This window comes from Pantoea sp. UBA5923, from assembly GCF_002431095.1.
Classification (GTDB): domain Bacteria; phylum Pseudomonadota; class Gammaproteobacteria; order Enterobacterales; family Enterobacteriaceae; genus Pantoea; species Pantoea piersonii.
In genome coordinates this window covers 38,456-56,972 of record NZ_DJDN01000060.1, presented here as the reverse complement: position 1 = coordinate 56,972, position 18,517 = coordinate 38,456, and the positions used below count along the sequence as shown (strand labels likewise).

Genomic DNA, 18,517 nt, shown 5'->3' with positions numbered 1-18,517 from the left:
GAGACCGTTATGTTTATTGTGGATTCACACTGCCATCTTGATGGCCTGGATTATGAAAAGAACCATCGCGATCTTGATGACGTGATCGCTAAAGCCGCCGCGCGCGACGTGAAATTTATGCTGGCGATCGCCACCACGCTGCCGGGTTTTCATACGCTGAAAGCGCTGGTCGGCGAGCGCGAAAATATTGCGCTCTCAGTAGGCGTGCACCCGCTGAATCAGGAAGAGCCTTACGACGTGGAAGAGTTTCGTCGTCTGGCCGCCGATCCGCGTGTCGTGGCGCTGGGTGAAACCGGCCTCGACTACTATTATCAGCAGGAAACTAAGGCGCAGCAGCAGGCGTCGTTCCGCGAGCATATCCGCACCGGTATTGCGCTGAACAAGCCGATTATCGTGCATACCCGCGACGCGCGTGACGATACGCTGGCTATCCTGCGCGAAGAGCAGGTCGAGCGCTGCGGCGGCGTGCTGCACTGCTTTACCGAAGATCAGGCGACGGCGGCGAAGCTGCTGGATATGGGGTTCTATATCTCTTTTTCCGGCATTGTGACCTTTCGTAACGCCGAACAGCTGCGCGAAGCGGCGCGCTATGTCCCGCTGGATCGCATGCTGGTGGAAACCGATTCGCCCTATCTGGCGCCGGTGCCGTATCGTGGTAAAGAGAACCAGCCAGCTTATACGCGCGATGTGGCGGAGTATCTTGCTGTGCTGAAGGGGGTTGATATTGAGACGCTGGCTGCCGCCACAACGCAGAACTTTTCTACGCTTTTCAGCGTTCCGTTAAGCCGACTTGGTCATTAATCTTTTATTTCATACTCTGTAATAATTCGGTAATAACGATTAATAGCCCTGCTTTTTAAGGCAGGGCTGCTGTTTTATGGGGTGAAACCGCGTGCTGTCAGTCAGAATATACTGATATCCAGCGCGATGTTTCCTGGAAACGTGATAGTCATCAAAGTAACGCCAGCTGATTTATTTTACCCTTCGTAATAATTACAAGGCGGTCACCGCCAGACGGGTTGCGGATCCTCCCCCTCGACCCAGCGCACTGCGCAAAATCGCACTCATACTCAGGAGCTTCAGGCTATGTTCAAGAACGCATTTGCGAACCTGCAAAAGGTCGGTAAATCGCTCATGCTGCCGGTATCGGTTCTGCCGATCGCCGGTATTTTATTAGGTGTTGGTTCGGCAAACTTTAGCTGGCTGCCAGCCGTCGTTTCCCATGTTATGGCGGAAGCGGGCGGTTCGGTGTTTGCTAATATGCCGCTGATCTTCGCTATCGGCGTGGCGCTCGGCTTTACCAATAACGACGGCGTTTCCGCGCTGGCGTCGGTGGTGGCGTACGGCATCATGGTGAAAACCATGGCGGTAGTCGCGCCGCTGGTGCTGCATCTTTCGGCTGAGGATATTGCCGCGCATCACCTGGCGGATACCGGGGTGCTGGGCGGTATTATTGCCGGTGCGATTGCGGCCTATATGTTTAACCGCTTCTATCGTATCAAGCTGCCGGAATACCTGGGCTTCTTTGCCGGTAAACGCTTTGTGCCGATTATCTCCGGCCTGACGGCAATCGTTCTGGGCGTCGTGCTCTCCTTTATCTGGCCACCGATTGGCTCGGCTATTCAGGAGTTCTCCCAGTGGGCTGCCTATCAGAACCCGGTTGTCGCCTTTGGTATTTACGGCGTGGTTGAGCGCGCGCTGGTGCCTTTCGGCCTGCACCATATCTGGAACGTTCCTTTCCAGATGCAGATCGGCGAATTCACCAACGCGGCAGGTCAGGTGTTCCACGGCGATATTCCGCGCTACATGGCGGGCGATCCGACTGCAGGCAAACTCTCTGGCGGCTTCCTGTTCAAGATGTACGGTCTGCCGGCAGCGGCAATCGCCATCTGGCATTCAGCGAAACCTGAGAACCGCGCCAAAGTGGGCGGCATCATGATCTCCGCTGCGCTAACCGCTTTCCTGACCGGCATCACCGAGCCGATCGAGTTCTCCTTTATGTTCGTTGCGCCGATCCTCTATGTGATCCACGCGATTCTGGCCGGTCTGGCGTTCCCGATCTGTATTCTGCTCGGTATGCGTGACGGCACCAGCTTCTCGCACGGTCTGATCGACTTTATCGTGCTGAGCGGCAACAGCAGCAAAATCTGGCTTTTCCCGGTTATCGGCATTATTTACGGTCTGGTTTACTACACCATTTTCCGCGTGCTGATCGTGAAGCTGAATCTCAAAACGCCTGGCCGCGAAGAGACGACGACCGAGTCCTCTTCCGCTACCGGCAGCGAGATGGCTGGCAAACTGGTCTCCGCTTTCGGCGGCAAAGAGAACATCACGAACCTGGACGCCTGTATTACCCGACTGCGCGTCAGCGTGGCGGATGTCAGCAAGGTTAATCAGGCCGAGCTGAAGAACCTGGGCGCCCGTGGCGTCGTGGTGGCAGGCTCTGGCGTTCAGGCGATTTTCGGCACCAAGTCCGATAACCTGAAAACTGATATGGACGACTACATTCGCAGTATGTAACGGCAATAAAAAAAAAGCCCCGTAAGGGGCTTTTTTTGTTTGCGCTAAGCATTCAGAGATAGACCCGCAGGTACTCCGTCAGGCATAGCAGCGCCATCGCCTGTCCGTAAGGCATTGAGGTCAGCGGAACGGTGCGGTAGTAGTCAAGATCGCTGCCCATTGCGGTGCCGAACGAGACCTGTTTCAGCTCGCCTTCCTCATCAATATTGGCAATAACGCCGCGCAGCGCATTAAGCCCGGTAGGCAGATACTCAGCGCTGAGATAGCGCTTGCGCACCGCCTTGATAATGCCGTAGGCGAAGCCCGCAGTCGCCGACGCTTCGAGATAGCTGTCGGGATCGTCCAGCAGCGTATGCCACAGACCGCTCGGATGCTGGCAGTCGCGCAGCGCTTTCACCTGGCTCTCCAGCACCTGCAGCAGGAAGCGGCGCGTCGCGTGCTGTTCCGGCCAGTTCATCATCTCAAGAAAGTCAGGGATCGCGATGGTGATCCAGCTGTTGCCGCGCGCCCAGCGCGCATTAGCGAAGTTATGACGTCCCTCGAAGTTCCAGCCGTGAAACCAGAGTCCGGTCCGTCGATCCATCAGATATTGCGTATGCAGCAGGAACTGATAGCTGGCTTCTTCGATAAACTCCTGACGATTAAGCAGCTGGCCGATTTTCGCCAGCGCCATCACGCTCATCATCAGCGTGTCGTCCCAGAGCTGCTGGTGGTTTTCATTGTTGTAGACGATATGCTGCAGGCCGCCTTGTTCAGTGCGCGGCATCTCATACATTACCCATTCCGCCCAGCGCTCCAGCACCGGACGCCAGGCGGGGTTGCCGGTCTCTTCATAGCGCCAGGCCAGCGTCAGAAAAGGCGCCACGGTATTGACGTTTTTGGTCGGCGTGCCTTCCGCAAGGCGCGCAGCGAACCAGTCGTCGATAATCCCCAGCGTCTCTTTATCGCCGGTTTGCTGATAATAGTGCAGCATGCCGTAAAGGCCGATGCCGTGCGTCCATTCCCAGCCTGCCCAGCCTTTGGTATCTATCACGCGTCCGTCGTCAAGACGCAGCAGGAAGTCTCCTGTCTCATCGGTGATATTCACCAGGTTTTGCGTCAGCTTGTGAATCAGTTGCAACAGCTCCTGGCGCGGCAGCAGAAATTCTGGTTGGCACAAAAGCGCACTCTGTTTCACGGGGAATACAGTCATGGTTCATTCCTATCGTTTCAGGGTTGTGGTCAGGGGAGACGCGTGGGGGCGCGCGGGCTTTAACGGCGGTGCGGCCGGTTTATGACGGTTAAGGAAGCCGATATTGTTATTACCCCACAGGTTCTCGTACGGCATGCCAGCCAGCGTTTCGACGATGCTGCGGGCTTCCGGCGTAATGCGCTCCGGCAAGACGCGGTCGGCTTCGCGTATCTTCAGCGTCTCTTCGCGCAGTACGGTGTGGGTTTGCAGATTAAGTTTGAAACGCAGCGAAACCAGAAAACCGCACGCCAGCACGCACAGGGTGCCGAGACTAAGAATGCCAAGAATGGTATGGCTCACGCCCGGGGCCTGGGTCGCCTGGCCCGAGACGAAGCCGGAGAGCTGCAGCACAATGCCGACCAGCATTACCGCGCCCGCCTGGGACGCTTTGCGGGTCAGCGTCATAATGCCGGCGAAAATCCCTTCGCGGCGCTGGCCGGTAATCACCTCATCCACGTCTGCGATATAGGTATAAATATTCCAGGGGACATAGTTGATGCCGCCGCGTCCAAGGCCCGCCAGCGCGGAGATCAGCAGCAGCAGAGAAAAGTTGTCGTTCATGCCCGCATACCAGAGGCCGGCATAGGAGATCGCGGCGGCGGCGAACAGCGTGACGACCAGACGATAGGCGGGCGCCGGGCCCAGACGGATACAGAGCGGGATCATGCCCATCACGGCGATAAACTGCAGCACCGCCATAGTGCCCATCAGGCTGGAGGCGATCTGCGCGCTCTGCATCAGCACGAATACCACATACCAGGTAAAGACGGCGTTAAAAACGTCCTGCGCGATATAGCCGCCCAGATACATGCCAAGATGCTGACGGAAAATGCGAATGCGCAGCGTGGAGGCAAGCTCGACATAAAGACGCTTCAGGTTCTGCAGCAGCGTCAGCTGCCGTTTCTCCTCCTCAGCGCGGCGCGACTCTTCGGAGAAATCAGCCGGATCGCGCTCCCAGGTAAAGAGCCAGACCAGCGTCAGCACCAGCGCGCAGATAATCGAAAAGACCAGGCTGGCGTAAAAGAAGGAGAGCGGATTATCTTTGCCCAGCGCGCCGATCAAAATGCCCGGCAGGAAGGCCGCCAGAATCGCCGACAGCTGCGCCAGCGCGATACGCGCACCGGAAAAGCGAGTCTTTTGTTTGAAGTCGTCGGTCATTTCCGGCACCAGGGTCTCATAGGGCACCAGAATCATGGTGTAGACGATATCGAACAGCAGATAGGTGACGAGATACCACCAGAAACTCATATCGCCGATCCACATCAGGCTGTAGCTGAAGACGCAGGGAATGCCGAGCAGAATAAAAAACTTGCGGCGGCCGAAGCGCTTGCCCAGCCAGGTTGAGCCGAAGTTGTCGGTCAGAAAGCCCATCAGCGGGCTGACCACCGCGTCCAGCACGCGCGCGGCGGCGAAGATAAACGTCGCCTCGATGGGTGTCAGGCCGCAGAAGGTGGTATAAAAATAGAGCAGCCAGGCGGCGGTAAGCGCCGTGGTGCCTGCGCCGAGAAAGTCCCCGGAGCCGTAAGCCAGATAGTGGCCAAAACCAATTTTACGCGTTCGCATACGGATGCTCCTTTATAGCCATAGTCACTACATCCTTTGTTATCCGGACGACACACTCGGAATGAATAGAAAGTAGAGCCCCAGCGCGGGCCAAACCTTCGCAATTTGGTCAGGGCTGTCTCCTGGCTGGCAATGACGCAAAGAAAAGGGCGGCGTATTTCTAATTTATGAAACAGCGTTTCATTTTAACACCAGGCGAAGCGGTAATTTGCGAAGCGGCGCACAGGAAAAAGAAGTTGTAAAAACGGTGTAAAGGCAGGCAGTTAATCGGGGAAAAGTGGTCCTGAGCTTGAAAGAAAACAAATTCCTCACGCATACTGATTGACTGTCAATCAGGCTTAAGGAATTGCACCATGGCTGAAGAAACTATTTTCAGTAAAATCATCCGTCGCGAAATCCCCGCCGACGTGGTGTATCAGGATGAGCTGGTCACTGCGTTCCGCGACATCTCTCCCAAGGCGCCGACCCATATTTTGATCGTTCCTAACGTGTTAATTCCCACCGCTAACGACGCGCTGCCCGCTCACGAGCAGGCGCTGGGTCGTCTGTTTACCGCTGCGGCGAAAATCGCGCGCGCCGAGGGCATCGATCAGGACGGCTATCGCCTGATCGTTAACTGCAATCGTCACGGCGGCCAAGAGGTTTATCACATTCATATGCATTTGCTCGGCGGTCGTCCGCTGGGTCCAATGCTGGCCGACTGATTTTCTCTACGGAAGCGACTTATGCGTCAATGGCTGACAGGCCTGCCGCTCCTGCTGACTCTGGCAGGCTGCAGTAGCGATAAACCGATGATCGACACATCGCAGTCGCTGGTGATGGAGTCTTCTGTGCTCTCCGCCGGCATCATTACCGACGAGCCGGTGGTAGACGAAGAAGATGGACAGCAGCGCGCGCGCAGCGTGCTCTATAACCAGCGTGAGACGCCGGTGGTAATCCACTATCGTTATTACTGGTATGACGACAAAGGGCTGGAAATAACGCCGCGCGAACCGGCGCAGAGAGTCATCGTTCCGGCGCACGGCAGCATTGTCGCCGCTTCCCAAATGGGCAACCTGACGGCCAGCAAGGTTCGTCTCTACCTTTATCTCTGAGGACTGCTACGTGATTCGCCGACTCCCTCGTTCCGGAGCGCTACTGATGGCGCTCATTCTTTCCGGCTGCGTGATTAAACAGCAGCAGCCTGCGCCCGTAGAACCGACGCAACCTGCCGAACCCACGCAGCCGCAGCCGGTACCGCAGCCGCAGCCAGTACCGGAGCCGCCGACGCAGCCGGTGCCGCAGCCGCCGAAGCTGAAAACCATCAACTGGGACGCCAGCGTGCAGCCGCTGGTGGCGCAGATGCTGCGTTCGTCCAGCAGCGCCGCGCCGGGCAGCGTACTGATGGTCGACCGCATTAAAAACAGCACCAACGGCGCGCTGCAGAGCGAAAAAGCCACCGACGCGATTCAAAACGCGCTGGCCAACAACGGCAAGTTTACGCTGGTCACCAGCGATCAGCTGGCGCAGGCCAAGCAGACGCTGGGACTGTCGCCAGACGACAGCCTTAACTCGCGCAGCAAGGCGATTGGGCTGGCCCGCACGCTGAACGCGCAGTATGTGCTTTACAGTACGGCACAGGGCGACGTAAAAACCCCGACGCTGCAGATGCAGCTGATGCTGGTGCAGACCGGCGAGATCGTCTGGTCAGGCAAAGGTGTCGCCCAGAATTGATCCCTTGCTGCTTGCGCGGATAGAAAAACGGCTGCCGGGCTTTGCGGCGGGCAGGCTAACGCCGCTGCAGGGGCTCACCGGACAGAGCAGCAAACTGGAAAACGGGCAGGGCGCCTTTATTGTGCGTCCTGCGCCGCAGCCGCCGATACCTTTTGTTGAACGCCAGCGCGAAGCACGCCTGCTGCGCAAACTGCATCCCAGCGGCCTGACGCCGCGTCCCTTAATAGGTGACGCGCAGCTTCTGCTGCTGCCGTGGCAAGCGGGCGAACCCTTGTCGACGCAGACGTTTCAGCAGCGGCGCGAAGAGGTCATCTCCCTGCTGCTGCGGCTGCATCGTCAGCCGTTAACCGGCTATGCCCTGCGGCTGCTGCCGCTGCTGCAACGCTACTGGCAGCTGTGCCGGCAGCGGCACGTCCGCTGGCAGCGCGCGCTGCGCCAGCTAGAACGCGCCGGCGAGCCGCGACCGCTGCGCCTGACGCCGCTGCATATGGATGTCCACGCCGGAAACCTGATTGCGGATGAGAAAGGGCTGCATCTGATCGACTGGGAATACGCCGCAGACGGCGACGTGGCGCTTGAGCTGGCCGCGCTGTGCGCTGCCGATCCTGAGCAGGCGAGCCGCTGGCTGGAGGCGTATGCACAGGCGGCCCACCTGGCACCTGCGGCGCTTGCGCGTCAGGTTGCCCGCTGGCAGCCCTGGTTGCGGCTGCTGATGGCGAGCTGGTATCAGCTGCGCGCTGAGCAGAGCGGGGATGCGGCGCTGCAACAGCTGGCACAGCAGAGCTGGCAACACATTTAATTCGCGCGGCGATGGCGCCGCGCCAGGAACAGATTATGACAACACAACTTCCCGGGCCGCTGATGCTGGATGTCGCAGGCTTTGAACTGGACGCCGAAGAGCGGGAGATCCTGAAGCACCCCACGGTGGGCGGCGTGATCCTTTTTGCGCGCAACTACCACGATCCGGCGCAGCTGGCCGAACTGGTGCGCCAGATCCGCAGCGCGTCGCGCACGCGGCTGGTGGTGGCGGTCGATCAGGAAGGGGGGCGCGTGCAGCGCTTCCGCGACGGCTTCACCACCTTACCCGCGATGCAGTCTTTCGCGGCGCTGCACGATGCGGAAACCGGCGGCGAGCTGGCGCAGCAGGCGGGCTGGCAGATGGCGGCAGAGATGATCGCTATGGATATCGATATCAGTTTCGCGCCAGTGCTGGATCTGGGCCATATCAGCGCGGCGATTGGCGATCGATCTTTCCATGAGGATCCGCAGATTGCGCTGGCGATGGCGCGCCGCTTTATTGCCGGCATGCATGAAGCGGGCATGAAAACCACCGGCAAGCACTTTCCCGGACACGGCGCGGTCAGCGCCGATTCGCATAAAGAAACCCCACGCGATCCGCGCGATCTGGAGACCCTGCGCCGTCACGACATGGCGATCTTCCAGGCGCTGTTCGACGAAGGCGCGCTGGATGCCGTCATGCCGGCGCACGTTATCTATACTGAGGTAGATCCGTTGCCCGCCAGCGGTTCCCCTTACTGGCTGAAAACGGTGCTGCGTGAGCAGCTGGGCTTCGACGGCGTGATCTTTTCAGACGATCTCTCAATGGAGGGCGCGGCGATTATGGGCAGCTACGCGGAACGCGCGCAGCAGTCGCTGTCGGCCGGATGCGACATGATTCTGGTCTGCAACCATCGAGAAGGCGCCATCAGCGTGCTGGATAATTTGATCGCGATCGGCGCTGAACGCGTGCCGCGGCTGTACCATCGGGGAACCCTTACCCGCCAGAGCCTGCAGCAGAGCACGCGCTGGAAGCAGAACGCGCAGCAGCTGAGCAATCTGCAGGCGCGCTGGCTGGAACACAAAGCGTCAGGGAAGTAAGTCATCCTCCCGGCGCGCACAACGCTGAGGAGTGTCATGATTATTTATCTGCACGGTTTCGATTCCAGTAGTCCGGGCAACCATGAAAAGGTGCTGCAGCTGCAGTTTATCGATCCTGACGTCAGGCTGATCGGCTACAGCACCCGCCATCCCAGACACGATATGCAGTTCCTGCTGAAAGAGACCGACAAAATGCTGACGCACAGTGGCGGCAGTCAGCCGCTGATCTGCGGCGTTGGACTGGGCGGCTACTGGGCAGAGCGTATCGGTTTTCTCTGCGGCATTCGCCAGGCGATTTTCAACCCCAATCTTTTTCCCTTTGAAAATATGGAGGGGAAAATCGATCGCCCGGAAGAGTATCTGGATATCGCCACCAAGTGCGTCAGCGATTTTCGCGAGAAAAACCGCGATCGTTGCCTGGTCTTCTTGTCGCGCCGCGATGAGGCGCTCGACAGCCAGCGCAGCGCGGAAACGCTGCATCCCTTCTATGAAATTATCTGGGATGAGACTGAAAGCCATAAGTTCAGGAATATCTCGCCGCACCTCCAGAGAATTAATGCTTTCAAAACATTAAGTTAAATCAGCGGGCGTCAGACAGGCGCCCGGCTGCTTCGCGTCATATTCCGGCCGATCCACTACGTAATTGATGTGGATCAATTTTGGTATGACCATCTTCCCTGCACATGCTATTCTGCCCTTAGCAGCGATTTTAACTTCGCCAACCCTATGTTTATTAAGGTTTAATTTAACCATTGATTAACTATTGGTTCACATCTTGAGGGGGTCTTGTTGACTACATCCATGAAAAAAATCGTTATTGTCGGCGGCGGCGCGGGCGGACTGGAGATGGCTACGCAGCTCGGTCATAAGCTGGGCCGCAAGAAAAAAGCCGAGATTATTCTGGTGGATCGCAACCACAGCCACCTGTGGAAGCCGCTGCTGCATGAAGTGGCCACCGGATCGATGGACGAGGGCATTGACGCGCTGAGCTATCTGGCGCACGCGCGCAATCACGGTTTTCAGTTCCAGCTCGGCTCGCTGACCAATATCAACCGCGAGCGTAAAACCATTGAGCTGGCAGAGATGCGCGACGATAACGGTGAAGTGCTGGTGCCGCAGCGCGAGCTTGCCTACGACACCCTGGTGATGGCGCTGGGCAGCACCTCGAATGACTTCGGCACGCCAGGCGTAAAAGAGCACTGTATTTTCCTCGACAACCCGCATCAGGCGCAGCGTTTCCACAATGAGATGCTGAACCAGTTCCTGAAATTCTCCGCCAGCGAAGGCCGACTGGAGAAGGTCAATATCGCCATCGTTGGCGGCGGGGCGACCGGCGTTGAGCTTTCAGCCGAGCTGCATAACGCGGTTAAACAGCTGCACAGCTATGGCTATAAAGGACTGAGCAGCGAGGCGCTGAACGTCACGCTGGTGGAAGCGGGCGAGCGTATTTTGCCTGCGCTGCCGCCGCGCATCTCCGCCGCGGCGCACAGTGAGCTCACTAAGCTGGGCGTGCGCGTGCTGACGCAAACCATGGTAACCAGCGCAGATAAAAACGGCCTGCACACCAAAGGCGGCGAATTTATCGAGGCGGATCTGATGGTGTGGGCGGCAGGCATCAAAGCGCCGGACTTCCTGAAAGGGATCGGCGGCCTGGAAACCAACCGCATCAACCAGCTGGTGGTGAAAGAGACGCTGCAAACCACGCTGGACGACGATATCTATGCCATCGGCGACTGCGCCTCCTGCGCGCTGCCGTCAGGCGGCTTCGTGCCGCCGCGCGCCCAGTCGGCGCACCAGATGGCGTCGCGCGCGATGGAGAATATCCTCGCCCAGCGCAGCGGCAAACCGCTGAAAGCCTATGTCTATAAAGATCACGGCTCGCTGGTCTCGCTGTCGCGCTTCAGTACCGTAGGCAGCCTGATGGGCAACCTGATGCGCGGCTCGATGATGGTAGAGGGCCGCATCGCGCGCTTCGTCTACATTTCCTTATATCGTATGCATCAGATTGCGCTCCACGGCTACTTCAAGACTGGCCTGATGATGCTGGTAGGCAGCCTGAACCGCGTTATTCGCCCGCGTCTCAAGCTGCACTAATGATTACGAGGCGGCGCAAGCCGCCTTTTCCCGCCTCTGCTGCTGATTAACCTTCTGACCCATAACACAAATTAATTTAAGTTTTGGTGTTAACCCACCTCAGAACTCTCCGAAAAGCTGGCCCTGATCCGGCTCCGGTGCGTTTTCCTCCATTAATCTGATGTTGCAATTTCGGGCCATCTGCAAAACTTCCTGCAACGATACGGCGGGTCGTGCACGCCGTTCTGTGCCACAGCGACAGGGGACATCGTCGCGGCACGCATGCACGGTAACAACTTCAGGAGGATAATCCTGTGAATAAATCAATGTTAGCGGGTATCGGTATCGGTGTGGCAGCTGCTCTGGGCGTGGCCGCCGTTGCCAGCATGGACGTATTCGATCGTGGTCCGCAGTATGCGCAGGTGCTTTCAGCGACGCCGATCAAAGAGAGCATCAAGCAGCCGCGTCAGGAGTGCCGCAACGTTACGCTGACTCATCGTCGCGCAGTGCAGGATGAGAACCGCATCGCCGGTTCAGTGCTGGGCGCGGTAGCGGGCGGCGTGCTGGGCCATCAGTTCGGCGGCGGACGTGGACGCGATGTCGCAACAGTCGCAGGCGCACTGGCAGGCGGCTATGCCGGCAATCAGGTGCAGGGCGGCTTGCAGGATCGCGACACCTACACCACCTCAGAGCAGCGTTGCAAAACGGTTTACGATAAACAAGAAAAGATGCTGGGTTATGACGTGACCTATAAAATAGGCGACCAGCAGGGCAAAATCCGTATGGAAAACGACCCTGGCACCCGCATCCCGCTGGACCGTAACGGCCAGCTGATCCTGAACAGCAATCAGGCTTAACGGGGCAAAGACTCCCACACAGCACACACATAATAAAAAGGCACATCGTAAGATGTGCCTTTTTTCATAGTGGCGTCCCAGCCGGGCGAGCCTTCAGAAAAGAGGGGCGGCGAACCGCCCTCGTCTCAACCGATGGTCATCAGGCTGGCGTTGCCGCCCGCCGCGGCGGTATTAACGCTCAGCGAACGCTCAATCAACAGGCGCTCCAGCAGCAGATGGGTTTCGCCGCGGGCGAAGCCCTGCACCGACACAATCGCGCCGTCGCGCGCCGCAATCTGCTCGCACAGCGTGCGCAGCTGATCGGCGTCGCCGTGGTAGATCACCGCGTCAAAGTGGCAGGCAAAGGGGTCTTTCGCCAGGGTGATGCGCGCCTGCACCGCCTGCGGCAGCTCATGGCGCAGCTTGCGGTGCAGCTCATCGTCCGGCCACAGGGCCTGACTGCCGACGCTGGTCACCGCCGCCAGCTGCACCAGCGCATCCTGCTCGTTATCGGCGAGGCAGAGCACGAGTTCACGCGGCAGCAGCGAGAAGGTGTTGCGCTCGCCGGTCGGGCCGGTCAGCAGCCGTACGGTGCCCGCCTGCGCCAGAGTGGCGTAGCGCTGACAGAGCGCGGCCAGTTCAGGCTTGTCCTGCTGCGCCCAGGCGCTCAGCGCCTTGTGCGGCACCAGCAGCGCCTCGCGCAGCGTGCCATCCGCCGGACGCTCGGCATCCTGACGGTTAAAGGTGGCGCTCAGCGCCTCCTCCGGACGGCTGGCCAGCAGGCGATAGAGATAGAGCGGCCCGCCCGCTTTCGGGCCGGTGCCGGAAAGCCCTTCGCCGCCGAACGGTTGCACGCCGACGACCGCGCCCACCATATTGCGGTTAACGTAGAGGTTGCCGACTTTGGCGTTTGCGGTTACCTGCGCGATGGTTTCATCGATGCGGGTATGAACGCCCAGCGTCAGGCCGTAGCCGCCAGCGTTGATCTGTTCGATCAGCTGCGGCAGGGCGTTGCGCGCAAAGCGCACCACGTGCAGCACCGGTCCGAAAATCTCTTTGTCGAGATCGCTGACCTGGTTAATCTCAATCAGCGTCGGCTTGATAAAGGTGCCGCTTTGCCACTCCGCGCGATCCTGCGGATTATCCTGTACCGCCTGGTAGACGGTATTGCCCTTATTGCGCATCTCCTGGATATGACGCTCGATACCCGCTTTCGCCTCGGCGTCGATTACCGGACCGATATCGGTAGAGAGGCGCTCCGGGTTGCCCATGCGGCACTCAGCCATCGCGCCGCGCAGCATCTTCAGCGTGTGGTCCGCCACGTCTTCCTGAATACAGAGCAGACGCAGCGCCGAGCAGCGCTGTCCGGCGCTGTCAAACGCCGAGGCGAGAATATCGACCACCACCTGCTCGGTCAGAGCAGAGGAGTCAACGATCATCGCATTCAGACCGCCGGTTTCGGCGATAAGCGGCGTCGGACGGCCCTGCGGATCGAGGCGGCCAGCCAGGTTGCGCTGCAGCAGCGTCGCCACGGCGGTAGAACCGGTAAACATGACGCCGCGCACGCGCGGGTCACGCGTCAGCTGCGCGCCGACGGTTTCGCCGTTGCCCGGCAGCAGTTGCAGCACGCCCGCAGGCACGCCCGCGTCCAGCAGGATCTGCACCGCCTGCGCGGCAATCAGCGGCGTCTGCTCCGCAGGCTTAGCCAGCACGCTGTTGCCTGCCGCCAGCGCGGCCGCAATCTGGCCGGTAAAGATCGCCAGCGGGAAGTTCCACGGGCTGATACAGACCACCGGGCCGAGCGGGCGATGCGTTTCATTATCGAAATCGTCACGCACCATACCGGCGTAGTAGCGCAGGAAATCCACCGCCTCGCGCACTTCGGCGATAGCGTTGTTATAGGTTTTGCCCGCTTCGCGCACCAGAATGCCGATCAGCTGCTGCATCCCGTCTTCCATATGCTGCGCGGCGCGATCGAGGATCGCCGCGCGCTCGTCCGGCGGCGTCGCGAACCAGATCGGCCCGGCGTTCACCGCGGCGTCCAGCGCCAGCGACACTTCCGCTTCGCTGGCTTCGCGCACCTGACCGACGATATCGCCCGGCGCGGCCGGGTTGATCACCGCGCGGGTCTCGCCTTCGCCCAGTTCGCCGTCAATGATCGGCTGCGCCAGCCAGGGCTGTGCGGCGCTGCTTAGCAGGGCGCTGGAGAGCGATGCCAGACGATGTTCGTTAGCCATATCAATGCCCGCCGAGTTGCTGCGTCCCGCGCCGTAAAGATCGCGCGGCAACGGAATTTTCGGGTGGGGCAGACCAATTGCGCCTTCGCTCGCGCCCAGCTTTTCAACTGCCGCAACCGGATCAGCCACCAGTTCGTCAATCGGCAGGGAGGTATCGGCGATACGGTTAACAAAGGAGGTATTGGCGCCGTTTTCCAGCAGGCGGCGCACCAGGTAGGCGAGCAGGGTTTCATGGGTGCCGACCGGCGCATAGATGCGACACGGGCGATTCAGCTTGCCGTCCGCCACTTTGCCGACCACCTGCTCATAGAGCGGTTCGCCCATGCCGTGCAGGCACTGGAACTCATACTGGCCAGGATAGTAGTTATTGCCCGCCAGCTGATAGATCGCCGCCAGCGTATGCGCATTGTGAGTAGCGAACTGCGGGTAGATCAGATTCGGCACCGCCAGCAGCTTGCGCGCGCAGGCCAGGTAGGAGATGTCGGTGTAGACCTTGCGGGTATAGACCGGATAGCCTTCGAGGCCTTCTACCTGGGCGCGTTTGATTTCGCTGTCCCAGTAAGCACCTTTCACCAGACGGATCATCAGGCGGCGGCGGCTGCGCTGCGCCAGATCGATCAGCGAGTCGATCACGAACGGGCAACGCTTCATATAGGCCTGAATGACAAAGCCGATGCCGTTCCAGCCTTCCAGCTCCGGCTCGAAGCAGAGCTTCTCCAGCAGATCGAGCGACAGCTCCAGACGGTCCGCCTCTTCGGCGTCGATATTGATGCCGATGTCGTAAGAGCGTGCCAGCAGCGTCAGAGATTTCAGGATAGGGTAGAGCTCCTCCATGACGCGATCGTACTGGGCGCGGCTGTAGCGCGGGTGCAGGGCGGAGAGCTTGATGGAGATGCCCGGCCCTTCATAAATGCCGCGCCCGTTGGAGGCTTTGCCAATGGCGTGGATCGCCTGCTGGTAGGAGACCAGATAAGCTTTAGCGTCGCTGGCGGTCAGCGCCGCTTCGCCCAGCATATCGTAGGAGTAGCGGAAGCCTTTCTCTTCCAGCTTACGCGCGTTCGCCAGCGCCTCGGCGATGGTCTCGCCGGTAACGAACTGCTCGCCCATCAGACGCATCGCCATATCCACGCCTTTGCGCACCAGCGGCTCGCCGCTCTTGCCGATAATGCGGTTCAGCGAGCGCGACAGGTTGGCTTCGTTGTGGGTAGAGACCAGACGGCCGGTAAACAGCAGGCCCCAGGTAGCGGCGTTCACGAACAGGGAAGGGCTGCGGCCCAGATGCGACTGCCAGTTGCCGTTGCTGATCTTGTCGCGGATCAGCGCGTCGCGCGTCGGCTTGTCGGGAATGCGCAGTAGCGCCTCCGCCAGGCACATCAGCGCCACGCCCTCCTGAGAGGATAGCGAGAACTCCTGCAGCAGGCTTTGCACCATTCCGGCGCGTCCGGTTGCACCTTTTTGGTGCCGAAGCTTGTCCGCGAGGCTGTAAGCAAGCTGATGGGTTTTCTCCGCCAGCGCCGCGGGCAGACGTGCCTGCTCCAGCAGCATCGGCACCGCGTCGGTCTCTGGTCGACGCCAGGCGGCGGTAATGGCGGCGCGCGTCACCGACTGCGGCAGAATATGCTCGGCGAAGTCGAGGAACGGCTGGTGTGTCTCTTCCGGCGTGCTCTCTTCCGGCTCTGCCAGCGAGCCCGCCGTCAGGGGAATTTCCGGCAGCGCGACGCCGCTCTCCAGCTGGCCGAGGTAGTTAAAGATCGCCTGTTTAATCAGCCAGTGCGGCGTGCGGTCAACCTTCTGCGCCGCCAGTTTAATGCGTTCGCGGGTGGCCTCATCCAGCTTCACCCCCATTGTTGTCGTGCCCATGACCTTCTGCTCCTGTATCTGTATCTCTCACTGCGTGGGCAGCACTATCACTGATGTTGCAACTTTGTGCAACCGTGTTAAGTGTGACCTGCGTAACAGCCTTTTTAATGATTAATTTGTTAATGCTTTAAAAGGCGGCACGGAACTTGCTGCAAAAATCTCGCCAGAATTGTGCGGCGCTAACTTACTGCATTACCAGGGGTTTACGCTGGTGCAACTTCTGAACTGTGAGCGAGTGCAACCTGTTGACAAAATTTAGCCAGTAACAGGTGAAATCGCTGTAACGCCTGTGTTAAATCCATTGTGCGCGCCGCGCCTTTCCGGCAGGATACCGCGCCTCAGGAAACGTCAGGCGCCTGAATCTGGACAAAACCTGTAGCCTCGCCCCGTTCCGACGAGGCTACAGCCTGCGGTTTCTCTCGGGAAATCAACTATAAAGTGGAGAGAAGAATGAGTGTAAGCACACCGATGCTGGTGACGTTTGTGATCTATATCCTTGGAATGGTGCTGATAGGATTTGCGGCCTACCGTTCCACTAAAAACTTTGACGATTATATTCTGGGCGGCCGCAGCCTGGGCAGTTTCGTCACCGCGCTTTCGGCAGGAGCGTCGGATATGAGCGGCTGGCTGCTGATGGGTCTGCCGGGCGCGATTTTCCTCTCCGGCATTTCGGAAAGCTGGATCGCCATCGGCCTGACCATCGGCGCCTGGCTTAACTGGAAAATTGTGGCGGGCCGTCTGCGCGTGCAGACTGAGCATCATGACAACGCCCTGACGCTGCCCGATTTCTTTACCAGCCGCTTTGAAGACAACAGCAAAATCCTGCGCGTCATCTCGGCGCTGGTGATCCTGATTTTCTTCACTATCTACTGCGCGTCGGGCGTGGTAGCGGGCGCGCGCCTGTTTGAAAGCACCTTCGGCATGAGCTATGAAACCGCACTGTGGGCCGGTGCGGCGGCAACCATTCTCTATACGCTGATCGGCGGCTTCCTCGCGGTAAGCTGGACCGATACCGTACAGGCGAGCCTGATGATTTTTGCCCTGATCCTGACGCCGATTATCGTGATTGTCGCCGTGGGCGGGCTGGACAGTTCGCTGGCGGTGATAGAAGCGAAAAGCATTGAAAACATCAATATGCTGAAAGGGCTGAACTTCGTCGCAGTGATTTCACTGCTGGGCTGGGGACTTGGCTATTTCGGGCAGCCGCATATTCTGGCGCGCTTTATGGCGGCCGATTCGCACCGCTCCATCCGTACGGCACGCCGCATCGGCATGGCGTGGATGGTGCTCTGCCTGGCGGGCGCGGTCGCGGTCGGCTTCTTCGGCATCGCCTACTTCCAGAATCACCCGGAGCAGGCGGCAAACGTCAGCGGCAACGGCGAGCGCGTATTTATCGAGCTGGCGCGCATTCTGTTCAACCCGTGGATCGCCGGTATTCTGCTTTCAGCAATCCTTGCGGCGGTTATGTCGACGCTGAGCTGTCAGCTGCTGGTCTGCTCCAGCGCCCTGACTGAAGATCTCTACAAAGGCTTCCTGCGCAAAAATGCCAGCCAGAAAGAGCTGGTATGGTTTGGTCGCGCGATGGTGCTGCTGGTGGCATTGATCGCCATTGCGCTCGCCTCTAACCCGGATAACCGCGTGCTGGGGCTGGTGAGCTACGCCTGGGCTGGCTTCGGCGCAGCCTTTGGTCCGGTGGTGCTGTTCGGCGTCTGCTGGAAACGTATGACGCGCAACGGCGCGCTGGCGGGCATGATTATCGGCGCGGCGACGGTACTGATCTGGAAACAGTATGGCTGGCTGGATCTCTACGAGATCATTCCGGGCTTTGCTTTCTCAAGCATTGCGATTGTGGTCTTCAGCCTGCTGGGCCGCGCGCCTTCTGCCGCCGCGCAGCAGCGCTTCGCAGCAGCAGAGGCGGAGTACCTCGCTAAGTAACGCACTCCCCTATAAAGCCCGCTCTCTTTTAAGAGAGCGGGCTTTTTTTTGCCTGCGGTCAGCGAAATAATTTCGGGCCATTACTTGTTTTTTTTCTTGCGATAATGATAATCGGTATCGTTCGCATTTTACCCAACTTTACCTGCGGTTGACGCTATATAACATTCAAGAGGTCGGCGATGTTTGTTCCTTTTCTTATCATGCTGCGCGAAGGGCTGGAAGCGGCGCTGATCGTCAGCCTGATCGCCAGCTATCTGAAGCGTACTGGCCGCACCCGCTGGTTCCCGGCGCTGTGGGCTGGGGTATTTATTGCCGCGGCGCTCTGCCTGGTACTCGGCATTGTCATCAACGAGACCACCGGCGAGTTTCCGCAGAAACAGCAGGAGCTGTTCGAGGGGATTGTGGCCGTGGTCGCCGTGGCGATCCTGACCTCAATGGTGTTCTGGATGCGCAAGGTGGCGCGCAATATGCGCGTACAGCTTGAACAGGCGGTTGACCAGGCGCTGAACCAGAGCGGCCGCGGCGGGCTGGCGCTGGTGCTGATGGTGTTTCTCGCTGTCGCGCGTGAAGGGCTGGAGTCGGTGTTCTTCCTGCTGGCGGCCTTTACGCAGGATGTCGGCTATGCGCCGCCTGCGGGCGCGGTGCTGGGGCTGGCGACGGCGGTGGTGCTG

The 18,517-nt window shown here is 59.3% G+C and carries 15 protein-coding genes; 12 read left to right on the top strand and 3 right to left on the bottom strand.

Annotated features, from left to right (window positions below; genetic code table 11):
• Nucleotides 1-9 precede the first annotated feature (9 nt).
• Both B3797_RS14330 and ptsG read left to right on the top strand, forming a co-directional pair.
• The gene (locus B3797_RS14330; RefSeq protein ID WP_311791428.1) at nt 10-801 is read left to right on the top strand and encodes a metal-dependent hydrolase; all 792 of its coding nucleotides are present in this window, start codon (nt 10-12) and stop codon (nt 799-801) included.
• A 285-nt stretch (nt 802-1,086) separates the two neighbouring features.
• The gene (gene ptsG / locus B3797_RS14325) at nt 1,087-2,520 is read left to right on the top strand and encodes a PTS glucose transporter subunit IIBC (RefSeq protein ID WP_120452056.1); all 1,434 of its coding nucleotides are present in this window, start codon (nt 1,087-1,089) and stop codon (nt 2,518-2,520) included.
• Between the two features lie 52 nt (nt 2,521-2,572).
• Here ptsG and B3797_RS14320 read toward each other — a convergent pair whose 3' ends face one another.
• On the bottom strand, nt 2,573-3,712 hold the full coding sequence (locus tag B3797_RS14320; RefSeq protein ID WP_311791427.1) for a glycoside hydrolase family 88/105 protein: 1,140 nt from the start codon (nt 3,710-3,712) through the stop codon (nt 2,573-2,575).
• A gap of 9 nt (nt 3,713-3,721) precedes the next feature.
• On the bottom strand, nt 3,722-5,314 hold the full coding sequence (locus B3797_RS14315; protein WP_311781725.1) for an MFS transporter: 1,593 nt from the start codon (nt 5,312-5,314) through the stop codon (nt 3,722-3,724).
• A gap of 353 nt (nt 5,315-5,667) precedes the next feature.
• Here B3797_RS14315 and hinT point away from each other — a divergent pair, with 353 nt between their 5' ends.
• From hinT to B3797_RS14275, 8 genes are all read left to right on the top strand, one after another.
• Nucleotides 5,668-6,018, top strand: coding sequence for a purine nucleoside phosphoramidase (hinT, locus tag B3797_RS14310; protein ID WP_120452061.1), 351 nt, complete (start codon nt 5,668-5,670; stop codon nt 6,016-6,018).
• Between the two features lie 21 nt (nt 6,019-6,039).
• Complete coding sequence (locus B3797_RS14305) at nt 6,040-6,408, top strand: YcfL family protein (protein WP_120452063.1); 369 nt, start codon at nt 6,040-6,042, stop codon at nt 6,406-6,408.
• Between the two features lie 10 nt (nt 6,409-6,418).
• Complete coding sequence (lpoB, locus tag B3797_RS14300) at nt 6,419-7,027, top strand: penicillin-binding protein activator LpoB (protein WP_311781723.1); 609 nt, start codon at nt 6,419-6,421, stop codon at nt 7,025-7,027.
• Nucleotides 7,011-7,826 carry a thiamine kinase gene (thiK, locus tag B3797_RS14295; RefSeq protein ID WP_414693090.1) on the top strand — a complete coding sequence of 272 codons (816 nt, stop codon included), beginning with the start codon at nt 7,011-7,013 and terminating at the stop codon, nt 7,824-7,826. Before lpoB ends, thiK begins: the two co-directional genes overlap by 17 nt.
• 35 nt (nt 7,827-7,861) lie before the next feature.
• Nucleotides 7,862-8,905, top strand: a complete 1,044-nt coding sequence (gene nagZ / locus B3797_RS14290; RefSeq protein WP_311781722.1) for a beta-N-acetylhexosaminidase — start codon at nt 7,862-7,864, stop codon at nt 8,903-8,905.
• A gap of 36 nt (nt 8,906-8,941) precedes the next feature.
• Complete coding sequence (gene ycfP / locus B3797_RS14285) at nt 8,942-9,484, top strand: alpha/beta hydrolase YcfP (RefSeq protein WP_311791426.1); 543 nt, start codon at nt 8,942-8,944, stop codon at nt 9,482-9,484.
• 210 nt (nt 9,485-9,694) lie between these two features.
• A complete protein-coding gene (locus tag B3797_RS14280; protein ID WP_311791425.1) occupies nt 9,695-10,999 on the top strand; it encodes an NAD(P)/FAD-dependent oxidoreductase in 1,305 nt (434 codons plus the stop codon).
• Between the two features lie 293 nt (nt 11,000-11,292).
• Nucleotides 11,293-11,835 (top strand): glycine zipper 2TM domain-containing protein, encoded by a 543-nt coding sequence (locus B3797_RS14275; RefSeq protein WP_033750889.1) that lies wholly within the window; start codon nt 11,293-11,295, stop codon nt 11,833-11,835.
• Nucleotides 11,836-11,960: 125 nt separating this feature from the next.
• Here B3797_RS14275 and putA read toward each other — a convergent pair whose 3' ends face one another.
• A complete protein-coding gene (gene putA / locus B3797_RS14270; protein WP_311791424.1) occupies nt 11,961-15,911 on the bottom strand; it encodes a trifunctional transcriptional regulator/proline dehydrogenase/L-glutamate gamma-semialdehyde dehydrogenase in 3,951 nt (1,316 codons plus the stop codon).
• A gap of 450 nt (nt 15,912-16,361) precedes the next feature.
• On the opposite strand from putA, the gene putP reads away from it, so the two are divergent.
• Both putP and B3797_RS14260 read left to right on the top strand, forming a co-directional pair.
• The gene (putP, locus tag B3797_RS14265) at nt 16,362-17,846 is read left to right on the top strand and encodes a sodium/proline symporter PutP (protein ID WP_311781718.1); all 1,485 of its coding nucleotides are present in this window, start codon (nt 16,362-16,364) and stop codon (nt 17,844-17,846) included.
• A 179-nt stretch (nt 17,847-18,025) separates the two neighbouring features.
• On the top strand, nt 18,026-18,517 hold a 492-nt coding region (locus B3797_RS14260), incomplete at its 3' end, for an FTR1 family iron permease (protein WP_311791423.1).

Bases quoted from the DNA above. Each gene is read 5' to 3' on its own strand.
- B3797_RS14315 (WP_311781725.1), bottom strand. From the start codon at position 5,314: ATGCGAACGCGTAAAATTGGTTTTGGCCACTATCTGGCTTACGGCTCC.
- putA (WP_311791424.1), bottom strand. From the start codon at position 15,911: ATGGGCACGACAACAATGGGGGTGAAGCTGGATGAGGCCACCCGCGAA.
- ptsG (WP_120452056.1), top strand. From the start codon at position 1,087: ATGTTCAAGAACGCATTTGCGAACCTGCAAAAGGTCGGTAAATCGCTC.
- putP (WP_311781718.1), top strand. From the start codon at position 16,362: ATGAGTGTAAGCACACCGATGCTGGTGACGTTTGTGATCTATATCCTT.
- B3797_RS14320 (WP_311791427.1), bottom strand. From the start codon at position 3,712: ATGACTGTATTCCCCGTGAAACAGAGTGCGCTTTTGTGCCAACCAGAA.
- ycfP (WP_311791426.1), top strand. From the start codon at position 8,942: ATGATTATTTATCTGCACGGTTTCGATTCCAGTAGTCCGGGCAACCAT.
- hinT (WP_120452061.1), top strand. From the start codon at position 5,668: ATGGCTGAAGAAACTATTTTCAGTAAAATCATCCGTCGCGAAATCCCC.
- nagZ (WP_311781722.1), top strand. From the start codon at position 7,862: ATGACAACACAACTTCCCGGGCCGCTGATGCTGGATGTCGCAGGCTTT.
- B3797_RS14330 (WP_311791428.1), top strand. From the start codon at position 10: ATGTTTATTGTGGATTCACACTGCCATCTTGATGGCCTGGATTATGAA.
- B3797_RS14305 (WP_120452063.1), top strand. From the start codon at position 6,040: ATGCGTCAATGGCTGACAGGCCTGCCGCTCCTGCTGACTCTGGCAGGC.